Origin of the sequence: Pedobacter alpinus (assembly GCF_042684645.1) — a bacterium.
In the GTDB taxonomy this organism is placed as follows: Bacteria; Bacteroidota; Bacteroidia; order Sphingobacteriales; family Sphingobacteriaceae; genus Pseudopedobacter; species Pseudopedobacter alpinus.
Window position 1 is genome coordinate 36,744 of the sequence record NZ_JBHULV010000028.1, and the last position, 19,384, is coordinate 56,127.

15 protein-coding genes are annotated in these 19,384 nt (G+C 32.2%); 6 read left to right on the forward strand and 9 right to left on the reverse strand.

Features of this window, described 5'->3' with window-relative positions; all coding sequences use genetic code 11:
- Positions 1-50 precede the first annotated feature (50 nt).
- On the reverse strand, positions 51-3,029 hold the full coding sequence (locus ACFSSE_RS09035; RefSeq protein ID WP_379043421.1) for a DNA polymerase III subunit alpha: 2,979 nt from the start codon (positions 3,027-3,029) through the stop codon (positions 51-53).
- A gap of 5 nt (positions 3,030-3,034) precedes the next feature.
- The gene (gene dinB, locus ACFSSE_RS09040) at positions 3,035-4,219 is read right to left on the reverse strand and encodes a DNA polymerase IV (RefSeq protein ID WP_379043424.1); all 1,185 of its coding nucleotides are present in this window, start codon (positions 4,217-4,219) and stop codon (positions 3,035-3,037) included.
- A 337-nt stretch (positions 4,220-4,556) separates the two neighbouring features.
- Between dinB and ACFSSE_RS09045 the strand changes: the two genes are divergently transcribed.
- Positions 4,557-5,810 carry an anthranilate synthase component I family protein gene (locus ACFSSE_RS09045; protein WP_379043427.1) on the forward strand — a complete coding sequence of 418 codons (1,254 nt, stop codon included), beginning with the start codon at positions 4,557-4,559 and terminating at the stop codon, positions 5,808-5,810.
- Here ACFSSE_RS09045 and ACFSSE_RS09050 read toward each other — a convergent pair.
- Both ACFSSE_RS09050 and ACFSSE_RS09055 read right to left on the reverse strand, forming a co-directional pair.
- The gene (locus ACFSSE_RS09050; RefSeq protein ID WP_379043430.1) at positions 5,807-6,823 is read right to left on the reverse strand and encodes a LacI family DNA-binding transcriptional regulator; all 1,017 of its coding nucleotides are present in this window, start codon (positions 6,821-6,823) and stop codon (positions 5,807-5,809) included. The two genes, ACFSSE_RS09045 and ACFSSE_RS09050, sit on opposite strands and share 4 nt — an antisense overlap.
- A 61-nt stretch (positions 6,824-6,884) precedes the next feature.
- Positions 6,885-7,349, reverse strand: coding sequence for an Lrp/AsnC family transcriptional regulator (locus ACFSSE_RS09055; RefSeq protein WP_379043432.1), 465 nt, complete (start codon positions 7,347-7,349; stop codon positions 6,885-6,887).
- Between the two features lie 220 nt (positions 7,350-7,569).
- Here ACFSSE_RS09055 and ACFSSE_RS09060 point away from each other — a divergent pair, with 220 nt between their 5' ends.
- A complete protein-coding gene (locus ACFSSE_RS09060) occupies positions 7,570-9,447 on the forward strand; it encodes an Nramp family divalent metal transporter (RefSeq protein ID WP_379043435.1) in 1,878 nt (625 codons plus the stop codon).
- Positions 9,448-9,859: 412 nt separating this feature from the next.
- Here the strand turns inward: ACFSSE_RS09060 and ACFSSE_RS09065 are convergent, their stop codons facing one another.
- The gene (locus tag ACFSSE_RS09065; RefSeq protein ID WP_379043438.1) at positions 9,860-11,656 is read right to left on the reverse strand and encodes a hypothetical protein; all 1,797 of its coding nucleotides are present in this window, start codon (positions 11,654-11,656) and stop codon (positions 9,860-9,862) included.
- Between the two features lie 237 nt (positions 11,657-11,893).
- Between ACFSSE_RS09065 and ACFSSE_RS09070 the strand changes: the two genes are divergently transcribed.
- Entirely contained in the window at positions 11,894-12,301 is a 408-nt protein-coding gene (locus tag ACFSSE_RS09070) for a hypothetical protein (protein WP_379043441.1), read from the forward strand.
- Positions 12,302-12,356: 55 nt separating this feature from the next.
- Here the strand turns inward: ACFSSE_RS09070 and ACFSSE_RS09075 are convergent, their stop codons facing one another.
- From ACFSSE_RS09075 to ACFSSE_RS09090, 4 genes are all read right to left on the reverse strand, one after another.
- Complete coding sequence (locus ACFSSE_RS09075) at positions 12,357-13,034, reverse strand: YoaK family protein (RefSeq protein WP_379043920.1); 678 nt, start codon at positions 13,032-13,034, stop codon at positions 12,357-12,359.
- Positions 13,035-13,150: 116 nt separating this feature from the next.
- Positions 13,151-13,678: a YceI family protein gene (locus ACFSSE_RS09080; protein WP_379043443.1), complete on the reverse strand. Its 528-nt coding sequence runs from the start codon at positions 13,676-13,678 to the stop codon at positions 13,151-13,153.
- A gap of 153 nt (positions 13,679-13,831) precedes the next feature.
- Complete coding sequence (locus tag ACFSSE_RS09085) at positions 13,832-15,163, reverse strand: hypothetical protein (protein WP_379043445.1); 1,332 nt, start codon at positions 15,161-15,163, stop codon at positions 13,832-13,834.
- Between the two features lie 34 nt (positions 15,164-15,197).
- The gene (locus tag ACFSSE_RS09090; RefSeq protein WP_379043448.1) at positions 15,198-15,815 is read right to left on the reverse strand and encodes a YceI family protein; all 618 of its coding nucleotides are present in this window, start codon (positions 15,813-15,815) and stop codon (positions 15,198-15,200) included.
- Between the two features lie 160 nt (positions 15,816-15,975).
- On the opposite strand from ACFSSE_RS09090, the gene ACFSSE_RS09095 reads away from it, so the two are divergent.
- From ACFSSE_RS09095 to ACFSSE_RS09105, 3 genes are all read left to right on the forward strand, one after another.
- Positions 15,976-17,160 (forward strand): PAS domain-containing sensor histidine kinase, encoded by a 1,185-nt coding sequence (locus tag ACFSSE_RS09095; RefSeq protein WP_379043451.1) that lies wholly within the window; start codon positions 15,976-15,978, stop codon positions 17,158-17,160.
- A gap of 32 nt (positions 17,161-17,192) precedes the next feature.
- Positions 17,193-18,239, forward strand: coding sequence for a response regulator (locus ACFSSE_RS09100; protein ID WP_379043454.1), 1,047 nt, complete (start codon positions 17,193-17,195; stop codon positions 18,237-18,239).
- Between the two features lie 110 nt (positions 18,240-18,349).
- A complete protein-coding gene (locus ACFSSE_RS09105) occupies positions 18,350-19,378 on the forward strand; it encodes a 2-hydroxyacid dehydrogenase (RefSeq protein WP_379043457.1) in 1,029 nt (342 codons plus the stop codon).
- Positions 19,379-19,384: the final 6 nt, after the last annotated feature.

Genomic DNA, 19,384 nt, shown 5'->3' on the forward strand with positions numbered 1-19,384 from the left:
CCCAAATGTAATATTTTTCTTTTTGAAATGAAAATATTTTCTATAAATTTTTAAACAATATCATCTTGTGCATTCCACCAACCCAATTTTTCAATTTCCAAAACTTCTACAGTAAAAAAATCAAACTCTTTAGTTACTTTTCCTTTTATCAAATAACATCCATAACCTTTAAAATTAAATTGAGCGGCAATGTTAGGAAACAAAACGGTATCTATCCAATTTCCTGCTTCATCTAAAAAAGTTCCGAAAAACATGGTCAATCCACTTCTAGTTTTAACATATTTTGTAGTTACCAACTGGCCTATAATTTCAATCTGTTTGCCTAAATACAGAGGTATTTCACTTGCTTTTATACCTATTCTGTTTTGGCATTTCAATAAATCAAATGGAGAAGAAAGCGTAAAATCCATTAATTCCAATTCGTCTAGCATATCATTTCTCACATCGTAATACAAATTTGGCATTTCAAAATCGGTTTTAGTGCTGTAATTAAACAACTTGTTTTGCATTGCTTTTACAGGCTTTTTATTCATTAAAAAATGAGCATCCCAAAGTAAAGCTTGCTTAGATTTATTGGTAAATCTAAAGGCGCCAATCCGTATTAAAATAATTAACTGCTCTAATCCTATTGCTATCCTATCTACAAAATCGTTTATACTTAAAAATTCACCGTTATTTTTCCTACTACATAATGCATATTGTAGCATATTAGATTCTAAACCTTTAATATGTATGAAACCTAAAAAAATGGTATCTCCAGTAATAGTAGTAAGCAAATCACTTCTGTTTAAACAGGGCGCTTCTAGTTTAGCACCTGCCTTTTTAGCTTCCTGAACATACAAACCTGTACGGTAAAAGCCGCCAAAATTATTAATTACACCCACCATAAAATCTAAAGGAAAGTGTGCTTTTAAATACATGCTCTGATAGCTTTCTACTGCAAAAGATGCTGAATGCCCTTTAGCAAAAGAATAACCGGCAAAAGATTCTACTTGTCGCCAAACCTCAACTGCTAAAGCTTCTGGATGACCTTTTTGCACACAATTTGAAAAGAATTTTTCTTTTACCTTTTGAAACTCTTCCCTAGAACGGTATTTACCAGACATTCCTCTCCGTAAAACATCTGACTCTCCTAAACCCATTCCGGCAAATTGATAAGCTACTTTAATTACATCTTCTTGGTAAACCATTACGCCATAAGTGTCTGGCATAATATCCCAAAGTACAGGATGAGCAATAGATTTTCCTTTATCTGGCGCATGATGCCTTAAAATATATTCACGCATCATACCCGATTGTGCTACACCTGGCCGAATGATAGAACTTGCGGCTACCAATGTAAGGTAATCTTTACATGCTAACTTAGCCAAAAGCATACGCATAGCTGGCGATTCTACATAAAAACAACCTACTAAATTTCCTTTTTCCAGATGTTTAACAATCCGTTCATCTTTCATAAATTTCGGAACATCATGTATATCAATTTCTACTCCTCTATTCTGCTTCACAATAGCTAAAGTATCTTTGATGTGTCCTAGCCCCCGCTGACTTAAAATATCAAATTTATATAAGCCTAAATCCTCTGCATTGTACATATCAAACTGGCAAATGGGGAAACCTTTTGGTGGATGCGAAGTTGCTGTATAACGATAAATAGGTTGGTCAGCAATTAAAATACCACTGGCATGGATGCTTAAGTTTTTAGGGAAATCTTTAATTTTTTGAGCATATTTTTCTATCTCTTTATAAAGTTTATCACTTTTAGATACCTCAATACCTTTTTTTGCTTTCTCAGCTAATACCTCAATCTCTTCGGTAGGCAAACCATAAACTTTGCCTAATTCGCGGTAAATAGAATTGGTTTGAAAAGTTGTGTAAGTAGCTTGCAAACAAGTATGTTCTAAACCATAAGTATCAAAAATATATTGAATAATTTGGTCTCTATCTTGCCAAGAAAAATCAATATCAAAATCGGGCGGGGTTTTGCGGAAAACGTTAATAAAACGTTCAAAATACAGGTCTAAATCAATAGGATCAACATCTGTAATTTTTAAGCAGTAAGCTACAATACTATTTGCCCCACTTCCCCTCCCTATATAATAAAAACCTTGTTTTTGGGCAAAGGAGATGATATCGTAATTGATTAAAAAATAAGAAACGTAGTTTTCGCTTTTAATCAAGTCTAATTCCTTTTTTATTCTGTCTGTTACTACTTTATTTACATCCTTATACCTGTATTTTGCACCTTCATAAACCAAATTTTTCAGTTTTTGATAGTCTAATTCTTTAGCTATTTCTTTATCAGGATTTGGGTTGCAAACAGATTTATTTTTGTTTTTACCTAACTCAAAATCAATAACTTCGCAAGCATTTAATAGGTTAGCTGTGTTTTCAATAATTTGTGGATAAGCGCCATAAGCATCCATAAAATCAGATTCATCTAATAAAACCTCATCTGCACTACCTAAATCATCAGGTGTAATTTTAGATAAAATGGTGTTTTCTGCAATGCCCCTTAATAGCTTATGCAATTCAAAATTTTTACGGTTAAAAAAACTAACCGGATGTAGAATCACCATTTTAGAGAAGTATTCAGCATATTTACCCAATGCCAAATAGCGCAAATCTTTAAAATTAACACCTATAAATTCGTTTTCATCTAAATCATAAACTTTATCTTTTTTAAAAGGATAAAGGATAAAAACATCTTCTCTAATTTCACATTTACTTGAAAAAGGCTTTTCTTCTTTTAAATGAGTAGAAAGTAGTCTGTTTAGTTTTTCAAATCCATTATGATTTTTGGCTATGCCTACAAATTTTTGTTTTAGTTGATTTCTAAAATCCACTCCTAAAATTGGAGAAAACGGCGTATTCTCCGTTACCCTAACCATTTCTAAACAACCCGAAGTATTATTAATATCCGACACTACAAAACGCTCTACACCGTAACGCTCCAATACTTGCATCAAAGCTTTTGGACTTAATGTGCCGTATAAAAAGCTAAACCAAGTATGGCAGTTTAAATACATACCTATTAACTTTTTTTACCATTAAAAGGATTAAAATCTCGGGTATTAACACCTGTACTAATGGCTCTATGAACAGATTTATTCCCAAACCGTTTATTAATATAATCCATAGCTTGGTATAAATGGATTTGCGTTTCGCTATCATTAAATAAATGGATTTGATAATGCCCACGTACCAAATTGCTCAACCTTACTCCTACCAATCTAATTAGCATACGGCGATGATATAGTTTTGCAAATAGTGCTTTCACCTGTGGAATTAGCAAATGATCTGCAGAAGTGTATGGTACTTTAATTTGCTGACTATGGGTATTGAAATCTGAATACCTAATTTTAATACTCACACAACCTGCTAAAAAGTTCTCTTTTCGCATTTTAAAGCATAAATCTTCTGTCATAGAAACCAATAAAGCATCAATCATAGCAATGTCCATAGTGTCTTTTTCAAAAGTTTCTTCACTACTCAAAGACTTTCTATCTACATAAGGTGTAATGCCGCTATTATCTATCCCGTTGGCCTTTTCCCACATCATATTGCCTTGTTTCCCAAAAGCAGAAACCAGGAATTCTTGCGGCATTTGTTGTAAGGTAAAAATTTTATGCACCCCCATTTTACGCAGGTTTTCGGCGGTTTTTTCGCCAATCATGGGTATTTTTTTTACAGATAAAGGTGCGAGAAAAGTTTTTTCGTCTCCGTAAATTACATGTTTATAGCCGTTGGGTTTTGCCAAGCCTGTAGCTACTTTAGAAACTGTTTTATTTTTAGATAAACCAAAAGAAATTGGCAGTTGTGTTTCTTTGATAATTTTCTCCCGCAATTCTTTAGCGTACTTTAAAGTTCCAAAAAACTGATCCATCCCTGTCATGTCCATATAAAACTCATCTATAGATGTTTTTTCGAATAGCGGAACTGCTTCTTCTATAATTTGAGTAACCTCATGAGATGCTTTTGAATAACTATCATAATCGCCACGGAGAAAAATTAATTCGGGGCAAAGTTGTTTAGCTAATTTACCAGGCATGGCAGAATGCACTCCAAATTTACGAGCCTCGTAACTGCAAGAAGCAACAACTCCACGTTCACTAGAACCGCCAATAGCCACCGGAAAACCTAATAATTTAGGGTTCGCCCTGCATTCTACCGATACAAAAAAGGAATCTAAATCTATATGTGTAATTTGTTTCTGCATCTCTTTTTTCTAAAATATTATACAAATATAAAAACTAATTTATTTAGTTTTTTATTATACTTACTAACTTTTTTAGTTTTAATTTATAGGTAAAACTATATTTGGTTACCTTTATTTAAGCAGAAAAATTGACTTAGCAAATGCATAAAATTAGGATGGCGTTTACGCAAAAGTTTAACCACAAAGACCAAGAGATAATATAGCAAAAGAAGAAACCTATTTCAGGGTTTTCATAACTCATTTTCAATGCAAAATCATAACATACCAAACAAAACCTAAAATAAAAGCTTATACATCATTTAAAATGTAAAAAGCTTATTCTAATTTCGCAGTAAATATGGTAATACCAATAAAGGGAATAAAGGATTTTAAAGCGAAGGCACTACAATGGGCTGCCGAATTCGATATTTGCTGTATTTTAGACTCTAATTCATATACAGATGCTTATAGCAAATTTGATTTAGCTATTGCCGTAGATTTTATAGCTAAAACCGAAGTAAGTAATTTTGAGAGCATACAGGAATTTAAAACAAAATACCCTCAAAATTGGATTTTTGGAGGTTTTAGTTACGATTTAAAGAACAACACCGAGCAACTACATTCTAATAATTTAGATAATTTAGATTTTCCACAAGCTTTTTTCTTTGTTCCTAAACACCTTATCATTATTAAAAACGAGCAAATAGAAATCATCAGCGAAAGCGATAAAGAAATTTGGAAAAACATAGAAGAAACCATATTAACTAAAGAAGAAAATACTGCTAAAATTAACATTGAAGCTAGGTTTAGTAAAAGCCAATATAAACATACTGTTGAGAAAGTTTTACATGAAATTGCTATAGGTAATATTTACGAAACTAATTTTTGCATGGAGTTTTATGCTTTAAATTGCATTATAAACCCGCTTTACACTTATCAAAAATTAAATAAACAATCGCCAACGCCGTTTTCTAACTACTTTAAATGGTTTGATAAGCATATTATTTCTGCAACTCCCGAAAGGTTTTTAGCAAAAAGAGGCGATAAATTAATATCGCAACCTATAAAAGGAACTGCAAAAAGAGGAATTACCGTAACAGAAGATCTAGAAATTATTAATGCGCTAAAAGCACATCCAAAAGAACTACAAGAAAACGTTATGATTGTAGATTTAGTAAGAAACGACCTTACAAAATCTGCTAAAAAAGGAACTGTAAAAGTGGAAGAACTTTTTGGAGTTTATAGTTTTAAGCAAGTGCATCATTTAATATCAACCGTGGTTTGCCAAAAGCAGGAGGACTTGGAAAGTATTGAAGTAATAAAAAACACTTTCCCGATGGGCAGTATGACGGGTGCACCAAAAATTAGAGCCATGGAATTAATGGAGCAATTTGAGCGTACAAAAAGGGGAATGTATTCTGGTGCAGTTGGTTATTTTTCGCCAGATGGAGATTTTGATTTTAACGTAATTATTAGAACCATTTTGTATAACCAAACTAACAAATACCTTTCTTTCCAGGTTGGTAGCGCAATTACTTATTACGCCATTCCCGAAAATGAATATGAAGAATGTTTATTAAAAGTTAAGGCTATTTTGGAAGTTTTGGGCTAAAGATGTCTTTTGGTAGAGTCTCTTTTATTAATTGTAGATGCCAAAACAACCTCAACAATTTCTTTTTGTTCTTTTTTACCTTCAATCTCATCAATCAAAAGTTTGGCGGCAGTTTTACCAATTTCAAAAGCTGGTTGCGAAATGGTTGATAAGGATGGGTTTAACAAACGAGCAACATTTAAGCAAGAAAAAGTGATAATTTTAATATCGTTTGGAATGTTTAAGCCCAAATTATTACAAATATCATAACAAGCTATAGCTAAACGCTCAATGGTGCAAAAAATGGCATCGGGTTTTTTATCCAAAATAAATTTGGTTAAATCATCTAAATCAACTTCTTTAGAAGGCACAAAAGATTTAATTAAACTATGGTCAATGGGTAAACCATGCTTTTCTAAAACATCGAAATAAGCTTTCTCTCGCTTTTGCATGGTCGATAAATTATCACCAGCTCTTAAAAAAAGTATCCTTTTACAGCCTCTATTAACCAAATGGCTCATCCCATCAAAACCACTCTCGTAATCGTTACTGTAAACTTTAGAAACATTAAAATCATCCACAACCCTATCAAACATCACCATTTTAACATCCCTGTTTAAAACTTCTTTTAAATGGTCAACATTATCACTACCAGAGTTTACAGAAATTAAAAAGCCATCAACCCTGCCACCAATTAAGTGATTAACAATTCTAACTTCTTTTAAATAGTCTTCATGTGTTTCGTAAATTAATACGTAATAATCTTTTTCTTGGCAAATGGTTTCAACTCCCTTAATTACTAATGTAAAAAAGTTGTTCGATATTTCGGGGATGATTAATGCAATGGTTTTACTTACATGCTTTCTTAAAAAAGCTGCGAAAGGATTGGGTTGATAATTTAACTCTTTTGCTAATTTTTGCACCCTCTTTTTAGTTTCGACATTAATCTCGTAACTATCTGTTAATGCTCTGGAAACTGTAGATACAGAAACGCCTAGTTTTGCAGCTAACTCTTTAAGGGTAACATTTTTCATTTTGATTTTAAATTTTTTTTATAAAAAATTTAATATGCACTTTAAAAAAATAGGTGAATTTTTAATACTCTAAAGGTACAATAGGTTCCTTTTTACGGGTTGACATGATCATCATGGTTTGGAAAGTTTTGACCACAGATATTCTACTTATTTTTTGCATAATTAACTGCTCATAAGTTTTAATATCTTTTACGTAAGCTTTTAAAATAAAATCACATTGCCCGGTTACATGGTGGCATTCTGTAATTTCTTTTATTTCATCAATCTCTTTTAAAAAAATTTGAATGGTGTCTTGCTGATGAAAATCTAAAGAAACCTGAATAAAGGTTTTTATCCCTAAGCCTAGTTTTTCTTCATCAACCAAAGCATGGTAACTTTTAATGTAGCCAGAATTTTCTAACTTACGTACACGCTCTAAGGTTGGAGCGGGAGATAAACCAATATGTTGCGATAATTGTAAATTGGTAATTCTACCGTTTTCTTGTAAAATTTTAAGAATATTAAAATCAATTTTATCTAATTCCATATCGTAAGATTTAATACAAAATTAACTTTATTCCTCATATACCAAATTATATTTTATGAAATAGCTTAATTATTTTTATAAATTTTTATTTTAGCTACTTTTAGACCAGTCTAAAAATATGATTAGATTTACGGAACTAAAATAGTTATTATAAATTTTAGTTTTTTAAATTTTATAAACGAATTAAAACAAAAAGCACCATTAATGGTAACCATATAGTATGAGATTAGAAAATTCGTCTAAATCCTTAAGTGAAGTTCACTCAAGCGTTAACACCGATAAAAGAAAAGGCTGGAAAAGAATTTTTGCTTTTTTAGGGCCCGCCTATTTGGTAAGCGTTGGTTATATGGACCCAGGTAATTGGGCAACAGATATTGCTGGTGGCTCTCAGTTTGGCTATAAGCTAATTTGGGTTTTATTAATGTCTAATCTTATTGCGCTTTTACTACAATCTTTAAGCGCCCGTTTGGGGATTGTTGGAGGTATGGATTTGGCGCAAGCATCAAAAAACACCTATCCAAAATGGGCAAACATTCCTTTATACATTTTAGCAGAAATTGCCATTGCAGCTTGTGATTTAGCAGAAATTATAGGTATGGCCATTGGTTTAAACCTTTTATTTGGTATCCCACTAATTTGGGGCATAAGCATTACTATTTTTGATACGCTTTTACTTTTGCTTTTAATTAAAAGAGGAATGCGATCGTTAGAGATGTTTATAGTTTCTATGGTGTTTATAATTGGGCTTGCTTTTTTTGTAGAAATGCTTATTGTAACCCCCGTTTATGGCGATGTGGTTAAAGGTTTAATGCCTTCTAGTTTAGATGGTACAGCATTATATATTGCGATTGGAATTATTGGTGCAACAGTAATGCCCCATAATTTATACTTGCACTCTTCTTTGGTACAAACTCGTAAGTTCGACCGTTCTTTTCAAGGAATAAAAGATGCACTTAAATTCAATTTTATTGATACTACTATTGCACTTAATTTAGCTTTTTTTGTAAACGCTGCCATTTTAGTTTTAGCTGCTGCGGCATTTTATGTTAACGGTTTTCACGAGGTTGCCGAAATACAAGATGCATACATGTTGTTAGAAAATATATTTGGCAAAGCTGCGCCTACTCTGTTTGCTATCGCTTTAATTGCAGCAGGCCAAAGCTCAACCATTACTGGCACTTTAGCTGGGCAAATTATTATGGAAGGCCATCTAAACTTAAGAATACAGCCTTGGTTAAGAAGATTAATTACCCGTATAATAGCTATTGCTCCAGCTTTTTTTACAATTTTATACTTTGGCGAAGAATCTTTAGGAAGTTTATTAATATTAAGCCAAGTGGTTTTAAGTTTACAATTGGGTTTTGCCATTATCCCGCTAATTCACCTAAATTCTAACAAAAAATTAATGAAAGAATTTACCATTAAAACATGGGTAAAGGTTTTAGCATGGTTAAGTTCGGCAATTATTGTTTACCTAAATATTCATTTGGTAATTGAGGAGTTAACTGGTTGGTTAAGCGCTCCAGATAGCAATAAAATTCTAATTTACACACTTGTTGTCCCGGTTATTTTAGCTTGCTTCGCACTGTTAATCTATATTTTCATCCATCCTTTTATTTCTAAAAAGACAGAAAAAACCATCACTTTACCGCATGGAGAGGCATTAATTTACACCGAAGATGCTACCATTGTTTATAAACACATTGGTATTACAACAGATTTTTCTGATAAAGACCAAAAAATTATAAAAAATGCTTTAATGCAAGGTGGTAAAGCTGCCAAATATACTTTTATACATGTGGTAGAAACCGCGGCGGCAAGGTACCACGGTAAAAATGTGATGGACCACGAAACGCTTTTAGATGAAGAAAACTTAAAAAAATACGTTTTAAGTTTAAATGCTTTAGGCTTTACTGCCGATTTTAAAATTGGCTATGGAAACACTGCCATTGCTATTGCGAAAATTGTAAATGACACAGAAATAGACTTTTTAGTAATGGGTGCGCATGGGCATAAAGGTTTTAAGGATTTTGTTTTTGGTACAACTGTAGATAGTGTTAGACATAAAATTAAAATCCCAGTTTTGATAATTAATTAAAGTTTTTTGTTTGTTTTTTACGAAAGGTGTAGTGTATTTATTTACATTGCTGTTTCTTTATGTTTAGTTTAGAGTAATTGCATTGTAGTGATTTTTTTGTTTCTTTTTCTATTTAAAGTTTGTTTTATATCTCCCCCCGCAGATAACGCAGATTTCGCAGAACTAAATGTCTCTTCAGAGTGGGTTTAGCAACTGAATAGCTGTTTGATTGAGTTCTTTTGCGAAAAACATCAGTTATGAGAGTATTTTATAGTTTAGCTAGATTTTCTTAACTCTTTATTTTTTGTGTTCTTTGTGCTTACCCCTTTGTTAACTTTGTGGTTAAAAACAAATAAAAATCCCACTTAAAAGAAAAACACTTTCAAGTAGGATAGTGGTTAATTAACGTGTTAATGCTAAATCTTCAATTTTATCAAGATACTGCTTTTGCCGAAAAAACTTCTTCCAATTTAGTCTCCAAAACATTCAAATCGTTAAAAAAATCAGCTTTTAATTTAGCTTCTTTACTTAAAACATTATTCATTAATTCTTTATAATAAGCTATTCCGTTTTGTAGTTGTTGAGAGAAGTTGTTTAAGTATTTCTCTTTTTTTGTTGTCATTTCTGCCAAATTGTTCTCAATATCCTTTTTAAGGTATTCTACATAAAGTTTTAACTCGTTAATAAAAATATGTGGGCGTTTTACACCATTTAACAAATTTGTTTTACCGTAAATATGATTAACCATGTGCGCTAAAGTGTAAGGACCTTTAAAAAATGCCAAATTTGGACCAGGACAAATAGCAACCGCTTTATTTTCTTTTGCAGTTAACAAGTTGTTTTTTGAATAATAAGAATTCATCAAACCTTCGCACAGGCAAATTTTTTCTGTAATGGCCTTAAATTTTTGCTGGTAAACCTGTGGTTCTAAAACCTCTTTTTTTAATTCTTTAATTTTTAAGGTTTGGTATTTTAAAGATGCTGTACAAATTGGCTCGGCAGTAAATTCTGTATTAGAAACTAAAAACTTTTTTGTGCAAGGGCTGCCTGGTTTATTATCAGCAATTCTTTTTAAACGCTGTTTTTCTGCACCACTTTTTCTAAAGTTGTTAAAAGGTATGCCTAACGGCGATGCTCCACTTACGTAAAAATCAGTTTCGGTTGCGGTAGCTAAATCTTTCAAGGTTTCATCATCTACAGCAGTAACTTCTGGCACTAATAAAAACGGGCTACCCCAACCAGTGGCATCAAGTTGATAATATTTCATTAAAAATTCATCTTCTGCAGCAGTACCAATTCCGCCTTGTACACTAATTTTTAATATTGGTGGATGGTTTAACGTAATAAATTTTAACGCTAAAGCTTTTTGGTATAAATCAAAAAGTTCGGCAACCATCTCCTCTCTTTTTTGTTTAAACTCCTCTAAAATTGGTCCCAATAAATATCCTTCAGTTGCAAAAGCATGTCCCCCACAGTTTAAGCCAGATTCTATTCTAAATTCAGAAATCCAAACGCCCTTTTTTGCTAAAAATTTAGCTTGTATAAAAGCCGATCTAAAATCACTAACCTTTAAAATTACCTTTTTCTTTAATTTAGCATTTTCATCAGGCAAAAAATCAGTAAAAGATTCTAAATAACCATATAAACGAGGATTCATCCCGGCAGATAAAATAACAGAAGATTCTAATTTACTATTGGCAAAACCACGTAAAGCAGCTAAAGCATCGCTAAATATTTCTTCTTTTAACTCGCCCTTGTCATCAACATTCATTTTATCTACTTTAGACATAATGTTAACATCAATAGCTCCTTTTACCAATTTGTTTTTTAAAGCCAATTGCTTTGCAGTTTTAACACTATCGTTCTGCTCATTTAGCATCAACAAATAATCTTGTTTTAACTTACTGGTATCTGGTAATAAGCTAAAATACTTGCTAAGCTTTGTATCAGCATCAAAAGATTGAGTTTTAATTTCCTCAAATTCTTTATCAACTAAATCTTGCATCATATCTAAATATGCTGTAATTCTTTTAGCTCTAGCATCATCCTCTTTGGCATCAATATGCTGGTAAGGTAATTTGTGCTTTTTAAAATATAACTGCCTTATTCTTTCTATGGCAATATCATCAACAATAGATGCTACGGATGAAATGCCAAAAGGCGCTACTTTTATGGGAGTATCTATAGAATATCCTAAACCTAAAACAGGGATATGAAAGGTATGGCTCATGTATTTATTTTTAACACGAAATAAGCGATACTTCTTTGTTTAAAATATGACCTTAGTCACACGTGAGGGTAATGGATATCAAAAATTAGGTGTTAAAATTATTTCTGTATTTATTCTGATTTGATGATGAATATCATTTTTAAAAGCATCACTTTTATGGAAATTGCAACATAAAATTTGAGCAATTAAAATGGGCGTTAATTAAAACAATTCCATAGTTCATATTCAAAAAATATTATGAAAAAAATCATCCTTTCTGGACTAACTGCTGGAACCGTTTTATTTATTTTAGGCTATGGCGCCTTATTTTTTGCCATCAGGCTTTTTCCTGATTTTTTTACCGATTATAGCAATCCATTATTTAATTCGGATGGTAGTAGAGATGTGTTATTTTACCTACATGCTTTTGTTTTGAGTTTGGCTTTAGCTTGGTTTTGGGAACGTTTTAAAGGAATGTTTAAAGGTGGTTATTTATTACGAGGATTAGAGTTTGGTTTTGTTTATGCCATAGTTTCTTTAATTCCGGTAATGTGGATTACCTTTTCGGCATTAGATGTTACTGCTACTATGGTGATAAGTTGGTTATTTTATGGTTTAATACAAGCTATTATTGCAGGAGTAATATTTGCAAAAATTAATCCTTAGTAAAAACATCACAATCAAAAGATAAGCTGCTGGTATGGTAAATATTAGCAGCTATTTATTTTACAACGTGTTTACGTTTCCAACTAATCAGCTGAAATTTTGCGCTATCATAAAATAAGCCCATAATTAAAAGCGAAGCAGGCAAAATTAAAATATAAAGGTTTAGGTAACCATAAAAAACACCTCCAAATACACCACCGGTAAAGAAAAAAATAATAATCATAAACCTTAATTTAATAGTAGCAACAAGCCTTTGCTTTTGCGCATGTTCTCTGTAAAAAAACAATTGAGACAGTTCTATACCTAAATCAGTAAACAGACCTGTTAAATGCGTAGTTCTTACAATTGCATTAGATATTCTGGTAACTAAAGAGTTTTGCAAACCCATTGCAAATAGCAAACTAAAAGCAATTAAGTTAGGATAATTTAAAATAAGCGTTTGACCAAAAATTGCTATCAATAATAAAATACAACTCTCTATAATTATTGGAATAACAAAAACAAATCTTTCGCTAACTCTGCCAATTATTTCTACTAATAAGCTCGAAACAAAAGCCCCCAAAAAGAAAAAGAAAATATAGAAAAAATAGATAAGGCTTTCTATAAAATGGAGCTTAAAAACTTCATCAATAAAATAGGCGAAATGACCAGTAACATTAGTAGTTAACTTTTGAATTGCTATAAACCCGGCAACGTTTACAACACCAGCAACAAATGAAAGTAGGGAGGCGATTTTTTGATTTTGATTGAGTGTTCTTGTTTTTCACTGATGTTTAAACATGATTTTAATGGTTAATTATTTAATCATAGAACAACATTAATTACATCACTTTTAGCTATAAATGCAAATCAAATCTCTTTAAACTGTAATTGAAACTCAATACCTAATTGATCATTGGTTTTAATCATACCGCCCAGTTTGCTTGGTGGTATTAGCTTAAAATCTGAGAAATTCACATCCTGCACTCCGGTTAAATGAATAGTGTTTTGAGCGTCTTTATATAGCTGATAATCTATTTCGTAACGCTTGGTTACATTGGCTAAAACAATCTCTACCCAGCCTTTTACCTGTTCTTTTTTGGATGTTAATATTGGTAATTTATTTAAACTGATGAAGCGTATTTTGATATGGGGATATTGCGCTGCTTTTAAAGTTTTACGAAGTTGCGCTGTCATCATAACGTTGTGGCAATCGAAAGCATTTATATTTAAAGCAATCTCTCCACTCAACTTTACTACACTTTTAGTCCTATATATATTAATCGTATCCGGACGGGCATAATTAGGAATTACACATGTAAAAGTGTTTACTGTAGTGCTTCCTTTAACCTTTAAATAGCCGCTTTTAGTAATTACCCATTGGTCAGAATTTAACATCGGATTTTTAAAAGAGCACAATATAAATACTGAAACACAAAAAAACAGGTGGAGCGCACAAGTAAAGTTCTTAATTTTCATGATGTAAAAGATGAGTAATTAAAAAGTCAGATTGATTGCTCAACCTGACTTAAAAAAAGAAAATCTGAAAACTTAAAATCCTACTACAGCTTGTACCACATATCCGTGGAATTTGCCGTTATTTCTATAATCACTAGCTAAGAAATCGTTATAGTTTTGATTAGTGTATTCTGCTTTTAATAATATATTACGAGTTAAAAACCAACCTGCAGAGAAAGAAGTTCTATCAACAGATACGTCGGTTGTCATGCCTGCTAATCGGGCATCCACTTTATTATATCTTGCGCCCACAAATACTTTTTCTTTGGCTCCAAAACGGTAAACACCTTCTATTGCATACTGGTTAGCATCTCTATTATCTGTTTCTGTTTTACTTCTACCATTAGAAAATTCATAAGTTCCAAATAATTCAAAACCAGATGCTTTTACAAATGCATTTAATTGAGCAGCGTGAATTTCTTTAGAGAAACCAGGGTTAAAACGTCCAGAAAAAGCATTGCCATCTGTAGTAGCTCCAATTTTTTCCATTGCTAAAAAGTAATTAGATCCGGTACGGTCGCCACCAAATAAAGTGTTACCTCCAGAACTGTTATTGGTATAATAAGATGCTGCTAATCTTAATCTTAAATCGTTACCCAGGTTTTTATCAAATGCGCCTTTAAAATAAATTGAAGGAGATTTGTGGGTGTTTGCATCTTGTGCGGTGGGTACAAGTTCAGCAATGTTTCCTTTAATCATTCCGTTAGAAACACCAATCATACCAGTTAAACTGTTTAAGCGCACATAAACTTCTCCACCAATTTCTGTGGCAAATTGATCCATAATGTAATTTTCGACAAACGGATTATAAATAGTCCCACCACCATCAGAACGTCTGAAATGTTGATCTCCGTAATTGATTTCCATGTGTCCAATTTTAACCGTAGTTACACTCATAATTTTATCCCATATCTCTCCTTTAAAAGGAAGTTTATCAAACTGGATATAACCACCTTTTACCCAAGTTTCGTTATGGTGACGAGAAGAAAGGTAACTGGTTAAGTTTAAGCGGATACCATCAGCCAATTGCACATCCATATATAAATTGGCGTTGGCGGTATTAAAACCGGGAGTGATTTTATATAAATCATTTGCAGGCAGAGTAAATGTATTCTCATGTTTTAGGTTTTGAAAAGACTGAGTAAAACCTGCACCAAATCTAACTTTCAATCCGTCAAACGGAGCGTTCATTTCTTTCGGCGCTTCAAAAACGTTTATTCCTGATTGATCATAAGGACGCAGATTTGAAATTCTTGTTTTAACACCATCTTCTACTCTTGTGGTATCTTGACCCAGCGATAGCAAAGGGCTGATTAAAAGTGCCGCAACTGCTGTATTTTTAATAATATTAGTGATTGTTTTCATGATGTTGTATTTTAACATTGTTAAGATTCGATTTCTAATTTTTGAATTTTAAATTGTAGTTGATGGTAACATCGTCAGTTACTTTTAAAGCCCCAAGCATAAATGATGGAGGTTTAATGCCATATTCACTCATTTTCAGTTTTTCTGATCCGGTACAGCTAATGGTTTTGTCGCTGTTTTGTACTGCATCTGCGTAAAGCACAACATCTTTAGTAATTCCAGAAATTTGAAGTTTGCCTAAAGCTTTTATAGTATAGTGCCCATTTGCAAGCGGAGTTACAGTTGCAGAACTCAATTTAAAATTAACTGTGGTAAATTTTTCGGCATTCAAAGCCTTATAAGCCCTGCTGTTTAATAAATTTTCATCACTTTTTAAGTTGGTCACTTTCATAGAAAAGTTAAGAGCAGTCATGTCATTCAACTTTCCATCTTTCAAAAGAAAGGCAGAACCGGCTGTTAGCGTCTCGCCTTTCATGGTCCAATCGTGTATATTAGACGAACCAGAAACCTTAATAGATGAATTTGCTGGAATTGATTGATAACTGGTTGTTTGTGCACTGAGTTTACATAAGGTAAATACTAATAAAATAGTAACAAAAAAACTTCTTTTGATACTTAAAGAAACTATTAAAGGATATTGTAAAGTTTTCATTTTGTTAATTTTAGAATGGGTTTTATTTATTGCTCAAATGTAGATGTGCAGAGCGCCTATGTATATGATGAATACACGTTGAATAAGTGATTTAAAACAAATACTATAAATAAGAAGATATATTTGTTGATTAAGACTATTTGCTGTTAAATTTGGAGATATGAATAGTGCAGCTTTACTTAAGGCCATCATTGAGAATGCAATTGATGGGATTATCACCATAGATTCTAGAGGAATTATAGAATCTATCAATCCAGCTGGATGCAGTTTGTTTGGCTTTACCCCAGAAGAGGTGATTGGAAACAATATTTCGATGTTAATGCCAGAGCCAGACCATTCCCGTCATGATCAATATCTTAGTCGCTATCAGGAAACCCGTGAACCACATATAATTGGCAAAGGAAGAGAAGTAAAAGGTAAAAGAAAAAATGGGTCTTTATTCCCTTTCCGTTTAGCAGTAAGCGAAGTACAGTATGAAGGACGTGTTATTTACAATGGTTTCATTCACGATTTAAGTAGAGAAAAAGATGCGGAAGGGCAACTATTAAAATACACCAATAAGCTAGAGCAATTGGTAGAAGACCGAACTTTAAAATTGCAATCCTTAATAAATCAGCTTCAAGATGCAAAAGAAGAAGTAAGTTTATCTTTAGAAAAAGAAAAAGAATTAAACCAGCTTAAAAGCAGATTTGTTTCTATGGCATCGCATGAGTTTAGAACACCGTTAAGTTCTATACAATTATCAGCTTCTTTAATAGATAAATATGCTTTAGATTATCAAAACCCAAATATAACTAAGCATGTAAATAAAATTAAGAATGCAATTGGTAACCTTACTACCATTTTAAACGATTTTTTATCGTTAGAAAGATTAGAAACAGGTATAGTAACCGCACAGCTAGAAGAATTAGATTTAGTTAAATTTGCCGAAGAAATTACCGAAGAAATGCAAATGGTTGCTAAACAAAACCAAACAATTATTTACCAACATACGGGCATTAAAAGAATGGTAAATACCGATTTAAATTTGTTAAAAAACTGTATTATCAATTTAATTGCGAATGCCATTAAATACTCTGGAGAAAACACCTTTATTGAGTTTAACACAGAAATAACAAACCAAAAGTACTATATTACCATAAAAGATGACGGTATAGGTATCCCAAAAACAGAGCAAAAACACTTGTTTGAGCCGTTTTTTAGAGCCCATAATACAGGGAGCATTCCGGGTACAGGTTTAGGTTTAAATATTGTTGATAGATATATAAAACTAATGAGCGGACAAATAGAGTTTAAAAGTGAAGAACACCAAGGAACAATTTTTACATTAATCTTCAATATTTAACTGAAAAAAACGCCACATCTGATTATAAAAGCATGAAAAAAACAATTCTTATTATAGAAGATAATACCGATATACGAGAAAGCACCGCCGAGATTTTGGAGATTGCTGGCTATAACACCATTATGGCTGAGAACGGAAAAATTGGCGTAGAATTAGCTCAGAAGCATTTACCAACTTTAATTATTTGTGATATAATGATGCCAGAATTAGATGGTTATGGCGTTTTATACATGCTAAATAAACAAACCGAAACTGCCGTAATTCCCTTTATATTTTTAACTGCCAAAACTGAAAGGATTGACATGAGAAAAGGAATGGAAATGGGCGCAGATGATTATTTAACCAAGCCTTTTGATGATATAGAATTATTAAATGCAATTGAAAGCAGATTAAATAAACTACAGAAAAATGAAGAATTTTATAGCAAAGGATTACAAAAATTAGAGGAATTTTCTGGTAAAATAGAAAATTTTGAGAGCCTAAAAACTTTGCTGGCAACCAAAAAAGTTAGAAATTTAAAAAAAGGTCAGTTACTTTATTTTGATGGAGATACATCACAAGGAATTTACTTGGTATTAAATGGTAAAATAAAAATAAGTAAAATTACTGAAGATGGCAGAGAACTGGTTACGGCCATAAACTCTACTGATACTTATTTTGGAATTTATGATGCAATGATAGCTAAAAGCCATACAGAAAATGCCGAAGCAATTGAAGACAGCAGTGTTTGTTTACTTTACAAAGAGCAATTAGATGAATTGTTAGCAAAAAACGCAAATTTAGCAATGCAGTTTATTCACCTTTTATCAGAAAATTTGCATCAAAAAGAAGAGCAACTTATTCAAATGGCTTACCACTCGGTAAGAAAAAGGTTAGCAGAAACTTTGTTAAGAATACAAGAAATTAATGCGAATGCTACTTTTAAAATTTCAAGAAATGATTTGGCTGCAATGGCAGGTATGGCTACAGAAACTGTTAGTAGAACTTTAAGCGACTTTAAGGAGGAAAAATTATTAGATAAAAGAGGTGCCGAAATTTATCTTTTAGAATTAGAAAAACTCAGGAAAATGAAAAACTGATTTTTATCATCTTTTCTGCTGATAGCACTCATAAATTAGAACTATCCTAGCATATAACTTTGTTAACTTAAAGTACCAAACTGTTTGGTATAAACGTAACAAAAGATTATATGAAGGCTGTTGTTTATAGTTCAAAATCATTCGAAAAAGAATACTTAGCAAAAGCTAACCATAAAAAACATGACATTACCTTAATATCAAACCCGTTAGGAATTGATACGGCCAGTTTTTCCGAAGGAAAAGATGCTGTTATCGTTTTCACAAATGATGACGTATCTGCACCTGTTATAGAAAAACTAAAGAAATTTGGTATTAAATACATTGCAACCCGCTCTGTAGGCACAGATCATATCGATAAAGAAGCCGCCTCTGCCGCTGGAATAAAAATAGCAAATGTTCCTAATTACTCGCCTCAAAGTATTGCAGAACATGCAATAGCTTTAATATTGGCACTTAACAGAAAAACAATTATAGCCCACCAAAATGCACAAATCTTTGATTTTAGATTAGATCATTTACAAGGCTTTACATTGTATCAAAAAACAGTTGGCTTAATAGGCTTTGGTAAAATAGCCCTTTGCTTAGCAAATATTTTAAACGGTTTTGGTTGTAAAGTACTAATTTATGACCCTTATGTAAATCATATACCTGCAAATGTAATAAAGGTTTCTTTAGATGAATTGTATCAGCAATCCGATATTATTTCTTTGCATACCCCATTAAACACCGAAACAAAATATACCATAAATAACCAGAGTATTAAAAAAATGCAAGATGGGGTAATGCTAATTAATACGGGCCGAGGTGCGTTAGTAAATACAAAACATTTATTAAATGCGCTAAAAACTGGTAAAATAGGTTTTTATGGAGCCGATGTTTATGAAAATGAAAAGGCATTGTTTTTTGAAGACCACAGTAAAGATGTAGTTAAAGACGAATTGCTACAAGAATTGTTAACGCAACCAAATGTAATCATCACTCCGCATCAAGCATTTTTAACTACAGAGGCTTTGCAAGAAATTGCAAATAAAACCATTAAAAATTTAGATATGTGGCAGGCCAATAAATGTGTTGGTGATGCTTGTGCATGCGCTAACTCTTGCAGAACAGAAAAAGCAATTTTAAAACCTAACGCTTAAGCAATT

Coding starts and splice junctions, on each gene's coding strand:
- ACFSSE_RS09080 (WP_379043443.1), bottom strand. CDS start 13,678: ATGTTAAATTCTGACCAATGGGTAATTACTAAAAGCGGCTATTTAAAG.
- ACFSSE_RS09035 (WP_379043421.1), bottom strand. CDS start 3,029: ATGTATTTAAACTGCCATACTTGGTTTAGCTTTTTATACGGCACATTA.
- ACFSSE_RS09045 (WP_379043427.1), top strand. CDS start 4,557: ATGGTAATACCAATAAAGGGAATAAAGGATTTTAAAGCGAAGGCACTA.
- ACFSSE_RS09090 (WP_379043448.1), bottom strand. CDS start 15,815: ATGAAAACTTTACAATATCCTTTAATAGTTTCTTTAAGTATCAAAAGA.
- ACFSSE_RS09050 (WP_379043430.1), bottom strand. CDS start 6,823: ATGAAAAATGTTACCCTTAAAGAGTTAGCTGCAAAACTAGGCGTTTCT.
- ACFSSE_RS09060 (WP_379043435.1), top strand. CDS start 7,570: ATGAGATTAGAAAATTCGTCTAAATCCTTAAGTGAAGTTCACTCAAGC.
- ACFSSE_RS09055 (WP_379043432.1), bottom strand. CDS start 7,349: ATGGAATTAGATAAAATTGATTTTAATATTCTTAAAATTTTACAAGAA.
- ACFSSE_RS09105 (WP_379043457.1), top strand. CDS start 18,350: ATGAAGGCTGTTGTTTATAGTTCAAAATCATTCGAAAAAGAATACTTA.
- dinB (WP_379043424.1), bottom strand. CDS start 4,219: ATGCAGAAACAAATTACACATATAGATTTAGATTCCTTTTTTGTATCG.
- ACFSSE_RS09070 (WP_379043441.1), top strand. CDS start 11,894: ATGAAAAAAATCATCCTTTCTGGACTAACTGCTGGAACCGTTTTATTT.
- ACFSSE_RS09100 (WP_379043454.1), top strand. CDS start 17,193: ATGAAAAAAACAATTCTTATTATAGAAGATAATACCGATATACGAGAA.
- ACFSSE_RS09085 (WP_379043445.1), bottom strand. CDS start 15,163: ATGAAAACAATCACTAATATTATTAAAAATACAGCAGTTGCGGCACTT.
- ACFSSE_RS09065 (WP_379043438.1), bottom strand. CDS start 11,656: ATGAGCCATACCTTTCATATCCCTGTTTTAGGTTTAGGATATTCTATA.
- ACFSSE_RS09095 (WP_379043451.1), top strand. CDS start 15,976: ATGAATAGTGCAGCTTTACTTAAGGCCATCATTGAGAATGCAATTGAT.